Annotated in this window: 18 protein-coding genes and 1 tRNA gene; 15 read left to right on the top strand and 4 right to left on the bottom strand. The window is 60.3% G+C overall.

Annotation, left to right across the window (positions count from 1 at the left end):
- Nucleotides 1-183: 183 nt before the first annotated feature.
- Nucleotides 184-519 (bottom strand): ASCH/PUA domain-containing protein, encoded by a 336-nt coding sequence (locus KLP40_RS02860; RefSeq protein ID WP_215592099.1) that lies wholly within the window; start codon nt 517-519, stop codon nt 184-186.
- 269 nt (nt 520-788) lie between these two features.
- Here KLP40_RS02860 and KLP40_RS02855 point away from each other — a divergent pair, with 269 nt between their 5' ends.
- From KLP40_RS02855 to KLP40_RS02785, 15 genes are all read left to right on the top strand, one after another.
- The gene (locus KLP40_RS02855; RefSeq protein WP_215592097.1) at nt 789-1,847 is read left to right on the top strand and encodes an aldo/keto reductase; all 1,059 of its coding nucleotides are present in this window, start codon (nt 789-791) and stop codon (nt 1,845-1,847) included.
- Between the two features lie 197 nt (nt 1,848-2,044).
- Complete coding sequence (locus tag KLP40_RS02850; protein ID WP_215592095.1) at nt 2,045-3,043, top strand: aldo/keto reductase; 999 nt, start codon at nt 2,045-2,047, stop codon at nt 3,041-3,043.
- A gap of 105 nt (nt 3,044-3,148) precedes the next feature.
- Nucleotides 3,149-4,072, top strand: coding sequence for a helix-turn-helix domain-containing protein (locus tag KLP40_RS02845; protein WP_215592094.1), 924 nt, complete (start codon nt 3,149-3,151; stop codon nt 4,070-4,072).
- A 54-nt stretch (nt 4,073-4,126) separates the two neighbouring features.
- A complete protein-coding gene (locus KLP40_RS02840; protein ID WP_215592093.1) occupies nt 4,127-5,791 on the top strand; it encodes a DUF6377 domain-containing protein in 1,665 nt (554 codons plus the stop codon).
- A gap of 332 nt (nt 5,792-6,123) precedes the next feature.
- Nucleotides 6,124-8,232 carry a glycoside hydrolase family 97 protein gene (locus KLP40_RS02835; protein ID WP_215592092.1) on the top strand — a complete coding sequence of 703 codons (2,109 nt, stop codon included), beginning with the start codon at nt 6,124-6,126 and terminating at the stop codon, nt 8,230-8,232.
- Nucleotides 8,233-8,275: 43 nt separating this feature from the next.
- Entirely contained in the window at nt 8,276-9,673 is a 1,398-nt protein-coding gene (locus KLP40_RS02830) for an alpha-amylase family glycosyl hydrolase (RefSeq protein WP_215592091.1), read from the top strand.
- A gap of 342 nt (nt 9,674-10,015) precedes the next feature.
- Nucleotides 10,016-11,278 carry a site-specific integrase gene (locus tag KLP40_RS02825; RefSeq protein WP_215592090.1) on the top strand — a complete coding sequence of 421 codons (1,263 nt, stop codon included), beginning with the start codon at nt 10,016-10,018 and terminating at the stop codon, nt 11,276-11,278.
- A 20-nt stretch (nt 11,279-11,298) separates the two neighbouring features.
- Complete coding sequence (locus KLP40_RS02820; RefSeq protein WP_215592089.1) at nt 11,299-12,159, top strand: DUF5343 domain-containing protein; 861 nt, start codon at nt 11,299-11,301, stop codon at nt 12,157-12,159.
- Nucleotides 12,160-12,203: 44 nt separating this feature from the next.
- A complete protein-coding gene (locus KLP40_RS21380) occupies nt 12,204-12,587 on the top strand; it encodes a helix-turn-helix domain-containing protein (protein ID WP_215592088.1) in 384 nt (127 codons plus the stop codon).
- 7 nt (nt 12,588-12,594) lie between these two features.
- Nucleotides 12,595-13,518: a hypothetical protein gene (locus tag KLP40_RS02810; RefSeq protein WP_215592087.1), complete on the top strand. Its 924-nt coding sequence runs from the start codon at nt 12,595-12,597 to the stop codon at nt 13,516-13,518.
- Nucleotides 13,519-13,726: 208 nt separating this feature from the next.
- Nucleotides 13,727-14,377 carry an HNH endonuclease signature motif containing protein gene (locus KLP40_RS02805; RefSeq protein ID WP_215592086.1) on the top strand — a complete coding sequence of 217 codons (651 nt, stop codon included), beginning with the start codon at nt 13,727-13,729 and terminating at the stop codon, nt 14,375-14,377.
- 4 nt (nt 14,378-14,381) lie between these two features.
- Entirely contained in the window at nt 14,382-14,603 is a 222-nt protein-coding gene (locus KLP40_RS02800) for a Lar family restriction alleviation protein (RefSeq protein ID WP_215592085.1), read from the top strand.
- Nucleotides 14,604-15,390: 787 nt separating this feature from the next.
- Nucleotides 15,391-16,095 carry a hypothetical protein gene (locus KLP40_RS02795; RefSeq protein ID WP_215592084.1) on the top strand — a complete coding sequence of 235 codons (705 nt, stop codon included), beginning with the start codon at nt 15,391-15,393 and terminating at the stop codon, nt 16,093-16,095.
- 24 nt (nt 16,096-16,119) lie between these two features.
- Entirely contained in the window at nt 16,120-16,413 is a 294-nt protein-coding gene (locus KLP40_RS02790; RefSeq protein WP_215592083.1) for a hypothetical protein, read from the top strand.
- A gap of 8 nt (nt 16,414-16,421) precedes the next feature.
- Complete coding sequence (locus KLP40_RS02785; RefSeq protein ID WP_215592082.1) at nt 16,422-16,775, top strand: hypothetical protein; 354 nt, start codon at nt 16,422-16,424, stop codon at nt 16,773-16,775.
- Nucleotides 16,776-16,862: 87 nt separating this feature from the next.
- On the opposite strand, the gene KLP40_RS02780 is transcribed toward KLP40_RS02785, so the two are convergent.
- The 3 genes from KLP40_RS02780 to KLP40_RS02770 all read right to left on the bottom strand — a co-directional run bounded on the left by KLP40_RS02780 (nt 16,863) and on the right by KLP40_RS02770 (nt 19,909).
- Complete coding sequence (locus KLP40_RS02780; RefSeq protein WP_215592081.1) at nt 16,863-18,758, bottom strand: hypothetical protein; 1,896 nt, start codon at nt 18,756-18,758, stop codon at nt 16,863-16,865.
- A gap of 273 nt (nt 18,759-19,031) precedes the next feature.
- Nucleotides 19,032-19,661, bottom strand: a complete 630-nt coding sequence (locus KLP40_RS02775) for a hypothetical protein (protein WP_215592079.1) — start codon at nt 19,659-19,661, stop codon at nt 19,032-19,034.
- Nucleotides 19,662-19,836: 175 nt separating this feature from the next.
- Nucleotides 19,837-19,909: transfer RNA gene (locus tag KLP40_RS02770), tRNA-Met, on the bottom strand.
- Nucleotides 19,910-20,040 lie beyond the last annotated feature (131 nt).

Genomic DNA, 20,040 nt, shown 5'->3' with positions numbered 1-20,040 from the left:
GTTCAACTGTCATGGCGAGCAAAGCGAAGCCATCCGTCCTTTTCAGCGCGCGGTACCCATTTCAACACAAAGCCCCTGACGTGCGCGCGTCAGGGGCTTTGCATTTGCTGGAGTTTTTGACTGCGTGAAGGACGGATGGCCTCGCGCCGCTCGCCATGACACTTCAATCATACATTCATTTATTCACCACAGCCTGGTATCGTGGACGCCGGGGGGGAGGGGCGGAAGCTCCTGGAAGCCCAGCACGCACCAGCCCGCGGCCAGGCCAAAGGAGCCGCCGTGCAGGATGTGGCTGATCCAGCGGGTGAGGGTGCGCCCGCTGTACTGTTCGCTCTCTGGTTCATATTCCCGCAGCAGCAGTAAGTCGCCGGGCTGGAAGTGGCGGTCGTTCTCGCGCACATCGAACGGCTTGGCGCCGCTGGCGACGGCGGCGAAACAGGCGGGCCACACTTTGAGCTCGTGGGTAGCGGGCGCGGGGCGCGGGGCAGTGGCGGCGGGGTTAGCATATGAGTACGTCATGGCTTTCGAAGGGAAATAGCCCGGACAACCGGGCATGTGAAAGAAACTGCCGCCGGCCCGGCCCGGCCCGACGGTCAGGAGAAGATACGCGAAAACTGCTAAAGCGCTTGAAGTCTGGGTGGTGCAACGCATTCGCGCGGTTCCTGCAATAGCCGCCAACCCGGGATTTGTGTAGCAGAAGCGCGGATTTGTATAGCACCCGGCCCCGGGTGCCGGCCGACCTTTGGGCCGTTCATTTGTTTCGTCCGGAACTCCCCTTGCCCACTGCCATGTCGCTCACCAATTTTCGCACCCTCGGCCGCTCCGGCCTCGTGGTCAGTCCGCTGGCCCTGGGCACCATGACCTTCGGCACCCCGCGCTGGGGGGCTTCGGAAGCTGCCGCGCGGGATATTTTCAATGCCTATACCTCCGCCGGCGGCAATTTCATTGACACCGCCGACGTGTACGCGGGCGGCAGGAGCGAGGAGCTGGTGGGCCGCTTCGTGGCCGAGGGGGCGCGGCGCGACGAGCTGGTGCTGGCCACCAAATTCGGCTTCAACGCTCAGAAGGGCAACCCTAATGCCGGCGGCAACGGCCGCAAGCAGGTGCATCGGGCTCTGGAGGGCTCCCTGCGCCGCCTCGGTACCGACTACGTGGACGTGTACTGGCTGCACGTCTGGGACATGGTGACGCCGGCCGAGGAAGTACTGCAAACCCTGGGCGACCTGGTGCGGGCCGGCACAATCCGCTACTTCGGCCTCTCGGACATGCCGGCCTGGTACGCCACCAAAATGGCCACCCTGGCCCAGGCCCACGGCGTGCCCGGCCCCATCGCCATGCAGCTGCAATACTCGCTGGTGGAGCGCACCCTCGAAACCGAGTACGTGCCCGCCGCCCGCGACGGTGGCCTCGGCCTGGTGCCCTGGAGCCCGCTGGCGGGCGGGTTTCTGGCCGGCAAGTATGAGCGGGCGGAGGAAGGCGTGCAGCCCGTGGGCGGCAGTGAGGGCCGGCTCAGCGGGGCCAACCCCTTCAGCGGCCCGTTCAGCAAGTTCACCGCCCGTAACTGGCAGATTCTGGCGGTCCTGCGCGCAGTGGCGGCCGAGCTCGGCCGGCCCCCGGCCCAGGTGGCCCTGGCCTGGACGCTGGCCCGCCCCGGCGTCACGAGCACCCTCATCGGGGCCAGCCGCCCCGGGCAGGTGCCCGTCAATCTGGCGGCTCTGGAAATCGATTTCAGCCCCGCCCAGCTCCGCGCCCTCAACGAGGCCAGCGCCCCCGAAACGCCCGGATTTTTCTCGGCCGAACTAAAGCACATGATTTTCGGCGGCACCCGGGTGCAGGGCTGGGAGTAACCACTGGCCCGCCCGGCTTGGTGCGGGTTCGGTTTCACGGGTGGCTCCGGCATTTTGGCGGCGCACGGTGGGAAAAATGCTCTGCGCTGATGCCGGTAGCGCCGTTTTGTGCTGCAGAAACGGGGGTTTGTGTAGCCCTGGCAGGGTGGGCGGGCCGGACCTTTGAGGAAGTAAAACACGTTGAAATCAACTACCCTATGACAACTGAAATCAAACGCGTAGCCCTGGGCAGCCAAGGGCTGGAAGTGCCCGTGGAAGGCCTGGGCTGCATGGGCATGACGGCCGGCATCGACGGCATGAGCGTGTACGGCGAGGCCGACGAAACCGAAAGTCTGGCCACCTTGCACCGCGCCCTGGAACTGGGCATCAACCTGCTCGACACCGCCGACCTCTACGGCCCCATGCTGAATGAGCGGCTGGTGGCCAAGGTGCTGCCCGGCCGCCGGGCCGATATCATCCTGGCCACCAAGTTCGGCTTCGAGGTCAGCGACGACGAGAAGTTCACCGGCCAACTCAACGGTCGGCCCGAGTACGCCCGCAAGTGCATCGAACGCTCCCTGCGCAACCTGGGCACCGACTACGTGGACCTCTACTACCTGCACCGCCTCGACCCGAATACGCCCATCGAAGACACCGTGGTCATGATGAGCCGCTTCGTGGAGGAAGGCAAGGTGCGCTACCTGGGCCTGAGTGAAGTATCGGGCGACATCCTGCGTCGGGCCCACGCCGTGCACCCCCTTACGGCCCTGCAAACCGAGTACTCGCTCTTCGACCGGGGCGTGGAGGAAACCGGTGCCTTGCAGGCCGCCCGCGAATTAGGCATTGGTTTCGTGGGCTACTCGCCGCTGGGCCGGGGCTTTTTATCGGGTGAGATTAAAACCCCCGACGACTTCGAGCCCAACGATTCGCGCCGCTGGTTTCCGCGCTACCAGGGCGAAAACTTCTACAAAAACCTGGCATTGGTGCAGAAGCTGCAGGCCCTGGCCAGCGCCAAGGGCGTAACGGCCGCGCAGCTGGCCCTGGCCTGGGTGCTGGCGCAGGGGGTGGTGGCCATTCCGGGCACCAAGCGCCGTACGTATCTGGAGCAAAACGTGGCCGCCGCCAGCATCACGCTCACTCCGGCCGAGCTGGCGGAGCTGGACGCTAGTATGCCGGTGGGCAGTTCGGTGGGCGCGGCATATCCGGCAGGCTTTTGATTGGGGTAGAATTCAGGACTAGTTAAGTTAGCCTGCAGCGGCGCAAGAGGGCCGCAAGACCTTGCGAATTTTTACCCTGTTTCTCCGCCCATCCAACGCCCTGCCATGAAGCAGCCGAACCCCGATATCCGCGTGCTGACCTCCGTGACGGACTACACCCGTTTCTGCGGGCTGCCGGCCCCGGCTCACCCGCTGCTCACTGTCATCGACCTGGAGCAAGCCCGCGGTAACGTGCTGCCCGAAAAGCTGACGCCCGTGGTGCAGCATTTTTACACCGTGTGGGTAAAGAAAAACCTCAAAGGCAAGGTGCATTACGGCCACCAGTCCTACGATTTTGGGGAGGGCGTAATGGGTTTCCAGGCACCCGGGCAGGTGTTTGCCATTGATGGTACGCTGGATATTTCTCAGCTCAGCGGCTGGATGGTGGTCTTCCACCCCGACCTGCTGCGCAAGTACCCACTGGGGCAGAGAATCGGCGGCTACGGCTACTTTTCCTACGCCGTGCACGAGGCCCTGCACCTTTCGGCCCGGGAAGAAACATTGCTCGATGGCCTGCTGGATACCATCCGGGCCGAGTATGAGCGCCCCATCGACGGTTTCAGCCAGGATGTGCTGGTGGCCCAGCTGGAGGTGCTGCTGAGCTACGCCAACCGCTTCTACCACCGCCAGTTCCTGACCCGGCGGCCCGCCGAACACGACCTGCTCAGCCGCTTCGGGGAGCTGCTGGCGGCCTGGTTCGGCCCCGCCGCCGACCCGCGCCCCCTGCCCACGGTGCAGCACTTCGCCGATGCCCTGCATATGTCGCCGGCCTACCTGAGCGACATGCTCCGGACCCTGACCGGCCGCAGTACCCAGCAGCACATTCATGAGGCCCTCATTGAAAAAGCCAAGAGTCTGCTGCTGGGTACCTCGCTCTCCATCAACGAAACGGCCTTTCAACTGGGCTTCGAGTACCCGCAGTACTTTACCCGCCTGTTCAAGCGCAAAACCGGCCTCACACCGGCCGCCTTCCGGTTTTCGGCCCAGTAAGGCAGTGGCAGAAGCAGAAACCGCCCGCCCCAGTCCTGCAACTATTCGTTACTTTTGGTAGCTGCCACTTTCGGCAGGTATCAGTCCGGCCGGGTGAAGTTTCTGTTCGTTTTCTGGGGGTGTTTGTTGGGAGCGTGGCCAGCGTTGGCGGCGGCCGCTCCGGCCGATAGCCTGCTCGCAGAACTGCATACCACCCTGGCTCACCAGCCGGAGTACGACGCCCGGCGCGGGAACCGCATTGCGGTCCTGACGGATGCCTTCCACGCCACCCAGGGCAACGACAACGCCCGTTTCGAGCTGGGTTTGCGCATTTACGACGAGTACAAAGCCTTCCAGTACGACTCGGCCTTCGTCTACAGCCAGAAAATCAGCCAGCTGGCCCGGCAGCTGCAGAGTCCTGAAAAGGTGGAAATAGCCCGGCTCAAGCTGGGCTTTATCCTGCTCTCGTCGGGCCTGTTCAAGGAAACCTTCGAAACCCTGGAAAGCATCCGGCCGGCCCGGCTGCGCGACCCCGACAAGCTCGACTTCTACTTCCTGATGGCCCGCGCCTACAGCGACCTGGGCGACTTCAACCAGGACCTCGTCTACCGCCCCGCCTACACCGCCAAGGCCCTGGCCTACGCCGACTCGGCCCTGCGCTACGCCCGCCCCGGCTCCTACGAGCAGCTCTCCATGCAGCAGTTCCGGGCCCTGAAAACCCGGAACTTCGCCCGCGGCGCGGCCCTCTACCAGCAGATTCGCCGCCTGCCCGATTTGTCGCTGCACCAGCTGGCGGTGAGTGCCAGCACGGCCGCCTACGTCTACACCCTGCTCGGCCGCGAGGACCGGGCTTTTGAGCTGCTGCTGACGGCGGCCATTGCCGACGTGAAAACGGCCACCAAAGAAACCGTGGCCATGTTTCAGCTCTCCAACTACTGTTACCAGCGCGGCGACCTGGAGAATGCCTACGTGTTCATCAAGGCCGCGCGGCAGGAGGCGGCCTTCTACAAGGCTCGGCAGCGGCAGATTGAAATCAGCCACGTGTCGTCGCTGATTGAGAGCCGCAAAATCAACATCATCGAGAGCCAGCGCAAGGCGTTGCGGGTGTACGCGCTGCTCGTGACGCTGCTGGCCGTGGCCGTGCTGGGGTTTGCCGGGCTGGCGTTCCGGCAAGTGCGCAAGCTGCGCCGGGCCGGCCGCCTGATTTCGGCCACCAACGGCGAACTGCGCACCCGCAACACCGAGCTGCGCCAGCTCAACCGCGGCCTCCACGAAGCCAACCGCATCAAGGAGGAGTACCTGGCCTACTACTTCCACAACAACTCCCGCTACATCGACAAGCTGGAGGCCCTCAAAAAGGCCCTCGACACGCAGCTGGCCGCCAAACAGTACCCGGCCGTGCAGAAGCTGGCCGACAACCTGAATACCAAGCGGGAGCGGCGGGAGCTGCTGCGGGGCTTCGATGCGGTGTTTCTACGCCTGTTCCCCCGCTTCCTCGAGCAGTTCAACGCCCTGTTCCGGCCCGAGGACGCCTTCCGGCTGCCCGACGACCAGCTCCTGAACACGGAGCTGCGCATCTTCGCCCTCATCCGCCTGGGCATCACCGACAGCGAGCAAATCAGCCGGATGCTGGGCTACTCCATCAACACGATTTACACCTACAAGACCCGCGTGAAAAGCCGGGCCCTGGTGCCGAACGAGGAGTTCGAGGCCCGCATTCAGGCCATTCCGGCCGTCTGATTCGGGGGCGGAAATGGTGGGCCTTCCCGCCGGTGCCGGCTGCGGAATCCGGCGAGGCGGCCGCAATACTGGGGGCGTAAGGCGGGCTCAATCAGCTGGAACATGAGCCCCTGATCGGCCATATCGGGTTCATATTCTGAGGTTGTGAATTTGTATGTAACATGTTGATAACAAGAATATTAATCGAAAATAAGATTGATATTTTCTTGATCGGGGCTTGATTAGTTTCAGGCGGAAATGGTTGGGGCTTCCTTTGCTTTACTCCGGGTCGCGAGTACCCGCGCCGGCGTCAGCGTCCTGCCGTTTTATGGCCTTCTGATTTTCCCACCCCGATGAAGTACTTCGTATTCGCCGTGCTGCTGCTGAGCGGCGGGGCGGCCACCGCCCAAAGCGCGGCCCCGCTCACCGCCCGCCTCGATAAGGTGAGCCTGACCTTTGCCCTGGCCCCGAACGGGCGGCCCACCTACGCCGTGCAGTACGGCGCCAAAACCGTCATCAAACCCTCGCGCCTGGGTTTGGCGCTGGCCGAAGGGCCGGGCTTCGAGGGGCCGCTGGAAATTACCGGCTCCGAAACCAAGGACGTGGACGACACCTGGAACCCGGTGTGGGGCGAGGTGAAGACCATCCGCAACCACTACCAGCAGCTCACGGTGCACCTGCGCCAGCCCCAGGCCCCCGGCCGCCGCCTCGACGTGGTGTTCCGGGTGTTTGCCGACGGGGTGGGCTTCCGCTACGAGTTTCCCCGCCAGCCCAACCTGCAATACTTCACGGTGCAGCAAGAACTGACGGAATTCAACCTGCCCGCCGACCACAAGGCGTTCTGGATTCCGGGCGACTACGACTCCAACGAGTACACCTACACCACCTCCCGGCTGAGCGCGGTGAACACCACGCCCATCGAGGCCATTCAGCTGAAGGCGGCCCCCACGCGGGTGCAAACGCCCCTCATGCTCAAGTCCGATGACGGCCTGTACCTGAACATCCACGAGGCCGCGCTGGTGAACTACCCGGCCATGATGCTGAACGTGAACACCCAAACGTTCGGCCTGAGCAGCCAGCTGGTGCCCGCCGCCACCGGGGCCGCGGCCTATTTGCAGGCCCCCGAGCACACGCCCTGGCGCACCCTGGTGGTAAGCGACAACGCCCCCGCCGTGCTGGCCAGCAAGCTCATCCTCAACCTCAACGAGCCCAGCAAAATCGACGATACCAGCTGGATCAAGCCCCAGAAATTCGTGGGCGTGTGGTGGGAAATGCACGTCAACAAGGCCAGCTGGAACTACGCCGATACCAGCAACATCAAGCTCGTCGGTACCGACTGGACCAAGCTCCAGCCCAACGGCCACCACGGCGCCAACACCGCCAACGTGAAGCGCTACATCGATTTCGCGGCCAAGCACGGGCTGGCCAGCGTGCTGGTGGAAGGCTGGAATGTGGGCTGGGAGGACTGGGCCAACAACTGGAAGGAGGAGGTGTTCGACTTCGTGACGCCCTACCCCGATTTCGACGTGACCGAGCTGCAGCAGTACGCCGCGGCCAAGGGCGTGCAGCTGATGATGCACCACGAAACCTCCTCGTCGGTGACCAACTACGAGCGCCGCCAGGAGGCCGCCTACCGCTTCATGCGCGAGCACAACTACGCGGCCCTCAAAACCGGCTACGTGGGCCGCATCATTCCGCGCGGGGAGTACCACGACGGCCAGTGGATGGTGAACCACTACGTGCGCACGGCCCAGCAGACGGCCGCCAACCGCATTATGGTGGACATGCACGAAGCCGTGCGGCCCACCGGTCTGCACCGCACCTACCCCAACTGGCTGGCCAACGAGGCTGCCCGGGGCAACGAGTTCAATGCCTGGAGCACCGGCAACCCGCCCGAGCACGAAACCATTCTGCCCTTCACCCGCCTCATGGGTGGCCCCATGGACTACACGCCCGGCATCTTCCAGATCCAGCTGGAGCCCTGGAACCCGGCCCGCAACCAGGGCAAGCAGGTGCACACCACCCTGGCCAAGCAGCTGGCGCTGTACGTGACCCTGTACTCGCCCCTGCAAATGGCCGCCGATCTGCCCGAAGCCTACGAGCAGCACCCCGACGCCTTCCGCTTCATCGAGGACGTACCCGTGGACTGGGACGATACCCGCATCCTGCTGGCCGAGCCCGGCGAGTACGTCACCATCGCCCGCCAGGCCAAGGGCCTTGACGAGTGGTACGTGGGCAGCATCACCGACGAAAACGCCCGCCGCCAGGAGGTCAAGCTCGATTTCCTGACCCCCGGCCAGCGCTACGAAGCCACCGTCTACGCCGACGGCCCGGGCGCCAGCTGGGATAAAAATCCCATGGCCTACCGGATTCGGAAGCTGAACGTCACCCGCAAATCGACCCTGAAGCTGCAACTGGCCCCCGGGGGCGGCGCGGCCGTGAGCATCAAGCCCGTACGGTAGCCCCCGCCCAATTACGCCCATTCATCATCCCAACCCAATTCCCATGTCCTTGCTAACAAATACGTGCAAAAGCGTGCTGGTGCTGCTGACGGCGGCCGGTCTGACGGTCGGCTGCAAGTCCGAAAATTCGGCTCCGGCGCCCGTTACGCCGCCCACCGTTACGCCCGCGCCCGACCAATACGGCACGCCCTTCGCCGGCGTACCTAACCGCGAAGACGCGGCCATTTACCAGGTCAACATGCGTGCCTTCAGCCCCGGTGGCAACTTCGCGGGCGTCACGGCCCGCCTGGATTCCATCAAGGCCCTGGGCGTGAACGTGGTGTACCTGATGCCGATTTACCCCGTGGGCAAGGTGCGCAGCGTGAACTCACCCTACGCCGTGCAGGATTACCGGGCCGTCAACCCGGAGTTTGGGACTCTGGCCGATCTGCGCACCCTCGTGGATGCCGCCCACAGCCGCGGTATGGCCGTCATTCTTGACTGGGTGGCCAACCACACCGCCTGGGACCACGCCTGGATTACGGCCCACCCCGACTGGTACCTGCGCAACGCGGCCGGCACCATTCTGAGCCCGCCCAACACCACGTACACGGACGTGGCCCAGCTCGATTTCACCAACGCGGCCATGCGCCAGGAGCAGATTGCGGCCCTCACCTCGTGGGTGTATACGGCCAACGTGGATGGTTTCCGCTTCGATTACGCCGATGCCCCTCCCGTCTATTTCTGGCAGCAGGCGGTCGGGGCGTTGCGGGACATCAAAACCCACAAGCTGCTGCTGCTTTCCGAAGCCACCCGCCCTGCCAACTTCGGTGCCGGCTTCGACTATAACTTCGGCTTTGAGTTCTATGGCGGCCTGCGTAGTGTATACCGCAGCGGAGAGGCCGCTACTTTCCTGACTACTCTCAATAACACCGAGTACGCCGGGGCTACCGGCACCCAACAGGTGGTGCGCTATACTACGAACCATGATGTGAACGGCTCCGACGGCACGCCCATCAGCGTATTCGGGGGCGATGCCGCCGCCATGTCGGCCTTCGTGGTGGCCTCCTGCTTCAAGGGCGTACCGATGGTGTATAACGGCCAGGAAGCCGGCATGACCTCGGCCATTCCGTTTCCCTTTACGGGCGTGAAAGTTCGCTGGGATGCGCGTCCGGAAATTACCAAGGCGTACAAGCGCCTGTTGCGGGCCCGGGCCGCCAACACCGCCCTGCGCGCCGGCACGCCCACGGCCTACAGCTCCGCCGACGTGTGCGCCTTCACCAAAACGGCCGGCACCAGTCAGGCGCTGGTGCTGGTGAACGTGCGTAATACGCCCGTGCAGTATACGGTACCCGCCGCCCTGGCTAACACCACCTGGACCGATGCCCTGCTGGGCGGGTCCGTCACGGTGGGCACCCAGGTAACGCTGCCAGCCTACGGCTACCAGGTGCTCACCAAGTAAGCAAAGCGCAGCGGGCAGCTCCCACAGGGCTGCCCGCTGAACGGCTGCCGCAGGCAGAATCTGCCCGCGGAATCGACCAGATAGGGCAAAAAAGAAGCGTCCCGGCTGCCTGTTGGCAACCGGGACGCTTTCGGTAGCGGGGACTGGATTGCAACCCATAATCAAGGACTATACTCAGAACGACTATAAAACGGCTTTATTGGGCTTTAGAGGCAATTTCGGTCAGGTAGCCAATCGGGCTATGTAGGACAAAATCTGATTCAATCGGAATTATTGTCCTAGATACTGTCCTACATGGGACAAGTTTTCATACCTTAGGAGTGGCAATAACGCTGCTCCAATATGGCTAAAATATCGTTCCTGCTCTCTGCTCCTGGTGCAGACAAGCCTACCCCCATCTTCTGCTTCCTCAGCTTCAACGGGCGACGGGTGAAGGTGTACGCCAACCGTTCGATCCACCCCAAGCAATGGGACGCGAAAGAACGCCGCGCCCTTACTCGGGGCTACCCACGCAACGGCGCGATAAACGATTGGCTAGAGCTGTTAACCAAGCGGCTCACTGCCTGCTACGATACCCACGCCGCCGCTGGCACCGCACCCACGGCGGCGGAGCTGCGGGCACTTGCCGAAACGGAAGAAGCAGAGGAGCCCGCGCCCGTAGTCGATGCCCCGCAAAAGTTCTGGCAGCAGTACGACGAGTGGGTGAACTACACCCGTGCCGCTGGTACCGTGCGCACGGCCCAAGCCCACGCCACGGCGGGCCGCCACCTGCGGGAGTTTGCCGAGGCCAACGGCTACGCTATTGACTTCGACACCCTCACCCCGACAATGGGTGACCGTTGGGCCGCTTACCTGCTGAACGTGGCCCGCCTGACGGATAACACCATCAATAAGCATTTGGGACGGCTCAAAGCATTTATGAAGTGGGCGGGAAAGCGGGGCTACACGGAAAGCACCGCACTTGACCGGGTGAGTTGGGCGCGTAGGGAGCCGGACGTAATAGCCCTGAGTTCCGCCGAACTGGCCGCCTTGGAAACCTTGCCGCTGCCCGTTGGCTCCCGGCTGGAAAAGGGCCGCGCTTGGTTTTTGCTGGCCTGCTACACCGGCCTACGCTACTCCGACCTAGTGAGCATCCGGCCCCAGCACCTGCGGCCCGCCACTGAGAAGTTACCGGCCCACCTTCGCCTGACCGCCAAGAAAACCCGCGCCGTAGTGAATGTGCCCCTGAGTGCCGCCGCCCTGACGCTTGTAAACCGGCTGCTGGCAAATGAGCTGGACACGTTGAAGAACCAGCCCATTACCAACCCGGTACTAAACCGCTTCCTCAAAGAGCTGGGCCAGTTGGCCGGAATTGATTCGCCGGTGGAAGTTATCCGCTATCGGGGCGGAGTGGCCGATGTGACGACGTGCCCCAAGTATGAGAAGCTGACGGTACACACGGCCCGCCGTACGTTCGTAACCCTAAACTTGGGCAAGGGCATGAGTGCTGAGTTTGTAATGAAGCTGACCGGTCACACCTCGTACAAATCATTCCAGCGGTACGTGAACCTCACGCCCCAGCGAGTAGCTGAGGAATTCGCCCGATTCCACGAAATGCCGGGATAGTTCTATATATCTGATAAGTTATGAGCTTCAACGATAGCGAGTTTCGGAAAAGGCAACGGGCTGCAAATACAGCGCACTATAAAGCAGGAACCCGTATTGCAGTCAAGTATAAGGCTGGGAAGCCTGAACAGACCAAGGAGCAGGAGCAAAGGATGTTTCTAGAGTTCGGCACCCTAAAGCGCCCTCCTTATCACCATCTATTCGAATTTGAATTCGCTGATACATTAGGTGTGCATAAGTATTCAGAGGTTATCCCTTTGTTGGATGCGTGGTTTCCAAGCCCTGATGCGGTGGACCTCCAGTATGTGGAGGATATTGTTTTTACTGTTTTGTCACCTTCACAAAGAGACGGTAGGCTTGGCAGAACAAGTATAGACGATGACTTTAAAGAAAAGGCACTGAAAGCTAGAGAATGGGTTACTCAAAAAAGGCAACCTAATAATACTGTGTCGGTGGATGCCGGCAGCATAGAGAAGATTGTACCCGCTGAAGTGACACAATCTTCTATAGCTGATTTGTGTATAGCTCCGATGACCTCTGACCTTTTGGCTTCTTTACTGAAGCATCTGGGTGTGTTGGAACAAACAGGCCCTCCTTATAAGCTATACAAAGGCGTGGATGGTTTGAAAGGGAAGGGCAAAAACCGGATTAGCAAGAGCGTAGCAGCCTTTCAGGTACTAAGCGAAGACGGCTTTTTTAATCCTGACAGAAGTCTGTGGCCTTCTGCCGCTTTGCGTGATTATGGGTTACCTATTGGGGAAAAGGCGCTAGGGTATCATTATCATGGCACAGGAGAAAGGGGGAGTCCATCGTATGATAGGGCGGCAGATAATACAATAGAATGGCTAAACAGACAGAAACAACTAGATACCGACTCCTAATGAGTCTAATGGGAGCACCCCCTATAACCACCTATTAGAAGTCGGTGCTTTGCATTGTCCTTGTCGGAAAGCAACGTCTAGAACTCGCTGGGCTGCCTTCCTCCGGCACAGGAAATGCAATGGTAATAGTTACCACCATCGACCAGTTAGAGGCCGTAGTATTAGATACTCTATGGCCTAAAATCTTATTCAAGCTCAATGAGCGGGCGGAAGTGCAGGTGTCTAAAGCCCCCAAGGACGAGTTACTGACAGTCTCCGAAGCGGCTAAGATGCTCAATGTGTGCCCACAGACGGTACACGACTGGAAGCGCCGGGGGGTGCTGCCGTATCACAAGATGGGCGGCCGCACCTACCTCAAGCGTGCCGACCTGCTGAACGCGCTGCAAAGCCACCAGCGCACAGTGAAGCCCAGCCGCAAAGCTGCGTAAAGGGTCGATGTATGACAACCTGAACGCCCGTTCCTCACTGCCTGACGAGGAAGCGGAAAAGGCCCTAGCTCATTCCCCTGCCTTTGCGGGCCACGATGGGGAGCCTAACGCCAAGGGCTGGCTTACAACAGAGTACCGAGGGTTGCGGATTGGCTACAGGCGGGAAAATCGGATGGTTCGAATCCGTGGCTCTCTGCATACTTTCCACCACGGCCACAACATGGGCCAGTTCTCCGCCGAGCAGGTACGGCAAGCCTGCACCGAACTAGCGGCCGCCGTAGGCCAGCCTGCCGAGTCCCTGCAAATAGTGGGTCTGGAAGCTGGTGTAAACCTGCCCTCCGCCGTTTCTCCGAGGCCGTTTCTGGAAAACCTAGCCAGTCACAAAAGCTCCCCCTTCACTGCGACCAAGCCCCCGAGGGGAGCCACGCGGCCATTGGAATACGGAGCCTTTCACGGCGACTACTGGGTAAAGGCATACGACAAGGGCAAGTACAGCCAGATACAAGGCCGCCCGCTGCCTGTCACAGCCCCGCCGCACCTGTTGCGCTTCGAGGTAGTGTACACCCGCGCCCGGCCACTGCTGAGCCTGACAAAGCTACCCGTTCTGACTCTGGCGGACTTGCCACGGCCCGAAGTGATGGAAGCAATTAGGGAGAATATCCTTACTCATTGGAACGCCACCGAACATCACCACCTGATGCAAGACTCCGATTTTACCGGCCTGAGCCTCTCAGATGCGGCACTCCTGGCACTCGCTGATAACACGTCCTTCTGGGAAGCGATGAAGAAGGAGCAGCCCGAAAGTACCTACAAGCGCAACAAGCGACGGGCAAAGACTCTGCTAGAGCAGCGAGCAACGGCCAACCCCTACACCGACACGCTACACCAGGAGCTGGCCGGTATGGCACCCACCCCCGAGGCTCATATCTGAACCCTGTTTCCACGCATGTAATCATCTGGAATCCCTCCCCCTCTCTTACCCGGTTACGCCACCTCTCCGCAAAGGGGCACGGCCACCCGCAGCGAAGCGAGGACGTGGCAAAAGCACAGCGCAGCGTCAAGGTTTGCTGACTCTGCTGACGTTGTGTAGTCCGCACCCGTAGCCCCCAAAACGGGCACCCTGGCCCAACCATGCCTTTATGTTCGTACTTCCCAAAGTCCCCACCGCCTACCACGAAGGCCGCACGTTCTATCAAATACAGGGTGCTTACAACGCCTTTGTCAGTCCATGCGGAGGTGTGTATTCAAATCTTTCAGACCGGCTACTAACAGCTAAGCCTTGTCGGATAGGCTATATCAGAGTGGCGATAAAGTTTGCGGGCACAGCAAGAAAAAAGCTCTGTAGCATGCACCGTTTGGTTGCCATGCGCTTCCTGCCTAACCCGGAAAACAAGCCTGATGTGAACCACCGGGACGGGAACAAAGCTAACAATGCAGTAGAAAACTTGGAGTGGGTGACTAAGAGCGAGAACACCCGACACGCCTACGCCACTGGCTTGATGAAAGCCAAGCAAGGCCCAGAGCATCACCGCTATGGCAAGAGAATTGAATTCGACTCAGAGACCAGAGCTAAAATGTCAGCTCAGAAGATGGGCGAGAAGCACCCCAAGTTCACGGGCTACTATCAGGTTCCAGCCGGACTATTCCCATCGGCCCGCGCTGCTGCTGAGGCAATGGGCACTTACGCCAAGCGGATTATCCACTGGTGCAAGAGCGGGAAGAAGCGGGCCGAGGGGTACGACTTCATTCCGGCCACCTCCGAAGGTCAGGCCCTGGCAATGGCAGCCTAGCACCATGAAAGCCGCCCACCTGTTGCCCTGCCCGTTCTGTGGTGGGCCAGCCGCCGAGGATAACAACCTGTACCCGCTGGCTTTCCCCAAGGTGCCCACCGAATACTTCATCGTATGCACCAACGCGGGCCGCACCTGCCCCGCCGCCATTCTCTTTGTCGGCCCTTGCGCCACCTTCGCAGAAGCCGCGCACCGCTGGAATACCCGCGCCAAGCCTCCACCCTAAGAGGCCAGCGCAAAATGGAGCCGCGAGGCACCCACACACAGGCAATAGGCATTTCAGCCCTTTTACTGCTCAACGCCTGCGCCTCCCTACGGCGCGGATAAAAAGCGCAACCAAATGAAAATCAAGAACCCCCAACTGCTGGCCGCTTCTTTACTGGCTGCTGACCACCTACGGGCGCAAGCCACGGCAACCGGCCTTCCCGTTGGGCAGTTGCGGGTACTTCTGGCGGTTCAGCTCCTACTACTCGATGCCCACCGCCCCGCCATCACCCTGGCCGAACTTCGGGCGGCGGCTATCCTGTCTCCGACCAGATTACGGGAAGCCATTGGTGGGCTGGTGGGCGCGGAGTTGATGATAAGGCGGCGGGGTCGGCGGGGTCGGCATGAGGTAGCCCCGACCCTTACCGGGCGCATCAAGGCAGAGTTAGCCGCCGCCCAGCTTGCCCGCGCCGCAAAGAGGTTTGTCACCTGGTACTGATCGGGTGGACTGCCCAAAAACGGTGAGCCAGCTACATGGGGACACCTCACGCCCAGAAGCCGCCCCCCTGACTTCTCAAACAGAAACGGAATCCGGCGACCGGGTGCCTCTGAAAAGCACTCCCCCGGCCCCGGCAAGGTGCTGCTTTCTTTTGCCTCCGGGGCACTAGCTAACGGTAAACAGATAGGTAGAACCACGTAATTTAATTACGTATACAATTGTAAATCAATTATTTATATCGAAAAACTCTTGCGAATCACGTATCAACCCCTGACATTTAGCCCACTGTTCACCCTCTCACTACACGACAATGCAGACCGACCGGAGCCCCCAACCAATCAACCAATCCAGCGCCCCAAACGACGAGCTGCTGACCCAGCCAACCACCTACCACGGAGCGCCCGCCGTGGACCTGCTCACCACTGAGGAAGCGGCTGGCTGCTGCCGGCTCTATCTGGCCCGCAATGATGTTCACGCCCCAACCCTAATCCAGGGGGATTTCATGGTGTGCCGCCCCGTTGCTCGTGACCAATGGGCAAGCATTGCCCCTGATTCGCTGGCCCTGCTGCTCATGCAGTACGAAGCCGCCGAAGATGGGAGTTGGGAGCCTTTCCAGGCGCACCACGTTTCCCGCATCGTGGGCAATGACCCACGCGGCGGCGGCCTGCTCGTTCTCCATGACGACCCCGAGAGCATGTACGACCCAGCACAAACGGCCGCCGCCGACTTGGTAGAAGTCTATCAGATTACCCGCACTATTCGCCCGATTCAGGCCAGCACGATTGATAGCCTGTATGAGTTGGACCCCATCTTTGCCGGGCAGGATGCCAACGACCCCACCACGGGCGCATACATCTATTCAAAAGCTGGTGAGCTATTCCAACGCATACAGGAGGGCACTTTAACGGACAAAGAGGCAAGCGCCGAAATGAGGCGGCTTAACGCCTTGCTGAAAGACAGCCGGAAGGCTGTCACTACCAAAAGAGCCGAGGTCAAAGCGGGCAGCCGCCAATAGAACAATTCTGCTGATATGCCTGCTATGAAAAGTCCCCGTCTTGTTCGCCTTGCCGGTTGCCTCAACTCTGACTGTCTGCTGACCACTACCCGCCCTGTACCGGCTACCATGCAGGACGAGGAAGCGGCCAGGCGGTACCTCTCCCTGCTTTCAGCAGCCTGCCCCGAAACCCTGCTTAGTATCGCCGTTCACGAGCCGGGAGCTATCCACCCCTATTACCTGTACGCCTGTCACGGCAACCTACATGAGTGGTTCGGCTGTCAAACGGACGGCGACGCCTACCACTTGGCGGCCCTGCTGGCCTTCCCCGAAATATAACAGACCCTATGATGGACAATCCCACCGAGAAAGACGAAAAATATGAACAGTTCGCCCGCGAACATCCCGATGTAACGTGGCTACGTGAGTACCTGTATTGTCTGGCCCAGCATACGCCCGACGTGTTTCTAGAGCCTCCGACAGATACGGTTATCCGGTGTTATAGCATGGGTTACGCAATTCGCGACTTCGTTACCATGTACCAACTTGGCGGGGAGTTGCTGGCCGGAATGGTACTGGATGAATATGAAGAGCGCGAAGACTACGAAGCCTGCGCCGAGATTCAGCAAGCCATGAAGGACCATTACCAGGAGTGCCGCGAGATTCACCACACAGTTCGCCGTATCTACGGCCGGGCCTAAACCGGGCCAAAAGAAACACCCGCCCAAATTGAGCGGGTGTTTCTGCTTTCAGGGGCTAGGTGATCAGCGTACAGTGGTGAGGGTTGGCTAGTAGGCCCCGCCCCGGTTAGCTGGGCTGGACGTGCCGAAGCCTAGCACGTCCTTTTTACCGACTAGTTCCGATTTCGAGGGGTCTGGTACGCCAATACGGAGTACTACCTTATCCTTCTTTCGGTATTTGTCGCCAGAGCCAGTGGCCGGGCGGGAGTCAGGAACACCCCAATCAACGCCCGTCTTCTTCAAGGCCGGCTGGGGTTGCTGCCCGGTGGTGGGCGTCTGGGTGTACGGGTCGATTAATCGGCCGCCCTTGCGCTTCAGGGCTTCCACGGCGCGGGATTGCTCCGGGGTGAGGCGTCGCGGGTTCCAGGTGCCGCCGCTGGCCCGCTGTAGCTGGGCGTCGGTGGTCTGGTTGGCTTGTATGATTACCGATTGCTCCGTCGCCGTAGGACCTGAGCTGCGGCCCTCTGTTTCCGAAGCATCCCACGGGTTTGCCCCTTTCGGGCTGGTCTCGGCCGGTTCCCGGTTCCCGGCTGCATTCTGGCCCCCGGTGCCGCTGTTCAGGGTGCGGGCCTTGTCCGTGATACTGCCCCGGTATTCAGCCCGTAGTTCCGCTTTGCGGGCCTGTTCCGGGGTGAGCCCTTCAATGGTTTGCAGTAGATACGTGTAGGCGTCCGTATCCGAGGTAAACGCCTGTGTGCGGCCTACGCGCTTGCCGTTGATATATAGAGCCAGGTCGCGGCTGGTGATACGAGCCGGTACCTTGCCGTTGCCCTGCGCGAGCTTGGTAGTTGTGCCGTTCTGGCCCACCACCTCCGCGCCCCGGTTGTCTACCATCACCTCCGCGAACGGGCTCCGGGCGCTGGCAAAGGTCACGCCCACGGTGGGGTAATGATTGGTGACCCGGGCCGGGTCTATGCCTAGTGCCGCTTTCATGGTGCGCTGGCGAAGGCCGGAAGGTTCCGGGGTATAGGTGCTGGCCTGATAGCCAACGGTCGGCGTAACGGTAATTTCCGACGCGGGCTTTTTGGCCGCTGCCTTGGGGGTCTTGGCGGCTACCGGCCGGGCGTAGGTCTGTATTTCGCTGCTTCGCTGGTAGGCATGGGGAAGCAGCAGCTCATCCAGGTACTGAACGTATCGTTTGGGGCCGGTCTGCTCCTGCTCAACAAGCTGTTGCTCCTGCTCCGTCAGTGGCTCGAATGCCCTCATTTTCTCCACCACCCCGGCCACTGTTGCCGCGTGGGCCTGCATCTGCTGGTCGATGAGCTTACTCACAAACGGGTCGCGCCGGGCGGCCTCCACCACTTCCGGGCGGCTGGTGCGGGCAATGCGGCGGCCGGTGGCCGGGTCGAGCTTAAAAGCCCCGTCCTCCACCTCGAAGAAGTTAGACGTCGCCGTATTGCGCTGCCCGTAACGGCCGGGCGTGGCCGCCGTGGAAACCGTCGAGCTGTCCGCTTCGGCAAGCTGGTCCAGAAACCGGGTTGCTACGGCGGTCCGGTCGAACGTATTCGGGTTATCGAGCACGGCGCTTGCCACGTCGGGGTTGTAGGTGCCCGGGGGCAGGATGTTCCCCTCCTTGTCCTTCAACGTCGCCTGTAGGGCGGCATCCACGGCGGCCGGGTTGTAGGGGGCACCGGCTGCGCTGGAAAGCCTGACCACATCTTTAAACCGGCTTTCAAGCTGCTTGGTCCAGTTAACGCGGCTGTTGTAGCTGGCTATTCTCTCCTCCGCCAGGCTCTGCCTGTCGGTGCTGTTCAGGTTGGGGTTTTGGTAGACCTTCCGTACCTCTTCATACAGCCCGCCCCGCTCTTGGTCAAGCAGGGGTTTGTATGGAAGGAAGCCATCGGTGGCAATGCCTGCGCGTAGCCGCTGCATCTGCTGTGCCTCCTGTTGCGCCTGCTTCTGCTTGTCGGCGGCGGCTTTTTCGGCTGTGCGACGGGCTATCAAATCCTGCCGGGCCAATGTCGCTAAAGGCTTGTCGCCGCCTTGAAGTATATAGGCTTCACCAGTGCCCGAAACTCCGAGGGGAACGGGCGAATAACTTGGGAATGATACTTTTGCCATTACCCAAATTTACGACAAAACCAGCGGTCTGCTCAGCCTAAAGTACGACCTGCCCGGCCCCTGATGGGGTAACTAAAGCCCCTGATTTCCAAACGAGGACAGCGCGAAATGGTGCTGTCCTCGCAAGTACAGCCGTCTGCGTACTCCAGCAAGCTTCTATCGACCTTTTGACTTTACGGGAGCTGCTGCTTTTCGTATCGTCTGCAACGGTGCGATTCTTAGATATACACTTCCATGCAAATTATCACGCGTTGGGCCTGCTTCTAATGGAGTGTTGGTAAGTCTGATTGTGTAATCGTATACCGTTAGCATCCCCTTTGGCTTATCTGGAACATGGGAAATGAGATGCAAGCACTTGGGTGATTCAGGGCAGGTATCCTTTACAATCGTATTCTTCGACCACCAATAAGCTAAGTAGTCATACGTATTGGCACTGTAATCCATCATTACGTCGAAAGAGACACTATACACCTTACTACTGCCATAGTCAACTGTTTCGAAAAAGAAACGGCTCTCATCCATCAGTCCCATCCCCCTCACTACGGGGTCTTTACTGGTTTGCTCACGAACCATAGAAAAGTCGCCACTATGCTTTATTCCATTCAACGTATAGTCGGGGGTTGATTTCATTATCTTGAATCCAGCATTTTCCAGCTTTGCCTTTACTATATCAACCTGATTGTCAAAGTATAGCTGTATTATTTCGTCCAATTCCCTTCCTTCGAGTTGTTGAGCATTAAGTGAATGACTTGTAAGTAATGCGATTATTAGAAAAGCTTTTTTCATACCGAACATTACAAATTTATCTTCTCTAAAGCAAAATAGACTATGTCTGACTGTAGACACCACAATACCCCGCACTTGAATAGGGACAAAGTAGTGAGGTGCCCCCGATTTGTCCCACAAACTGTCCCACGGACAAAAGAAAAGGGCGTTTCCGTTATGGAAACGCCCTTTTAGGTAGCGGGGACTGGACTCGAACCAGTGACCTTTGGGTTATGAGCCCAACGAGCTACCAACTGCTCCACCCCGCACTGTTTGGTAATACAAATGTAACAGGGTTTTTTTAAGATGCGGCACCCCGAGCCGGAATTTGCAGCGGCCGGCGCCGTTCCGGTTGATTATCAGGGGTAAAAAAATAATGCGGATCAGGAAGGACGCTGCC

Origin of the sequence: Hymenobacter piscis, from assembly GCF_018760735.1 — a bacterium.
GTDB classification, from domain to species: domain Bacteria; phylum Bacteroidota; class Bacteroidia; order Cytophagales; family Hymenobacteraceae; genus Hymenobacter; species Hymenobacter piscis.
The sequence above is the reverse complement of the archived record's forward strand: the minus strand, read 5'-3'. Positions and strand labels throughout refer to the sequence as shown.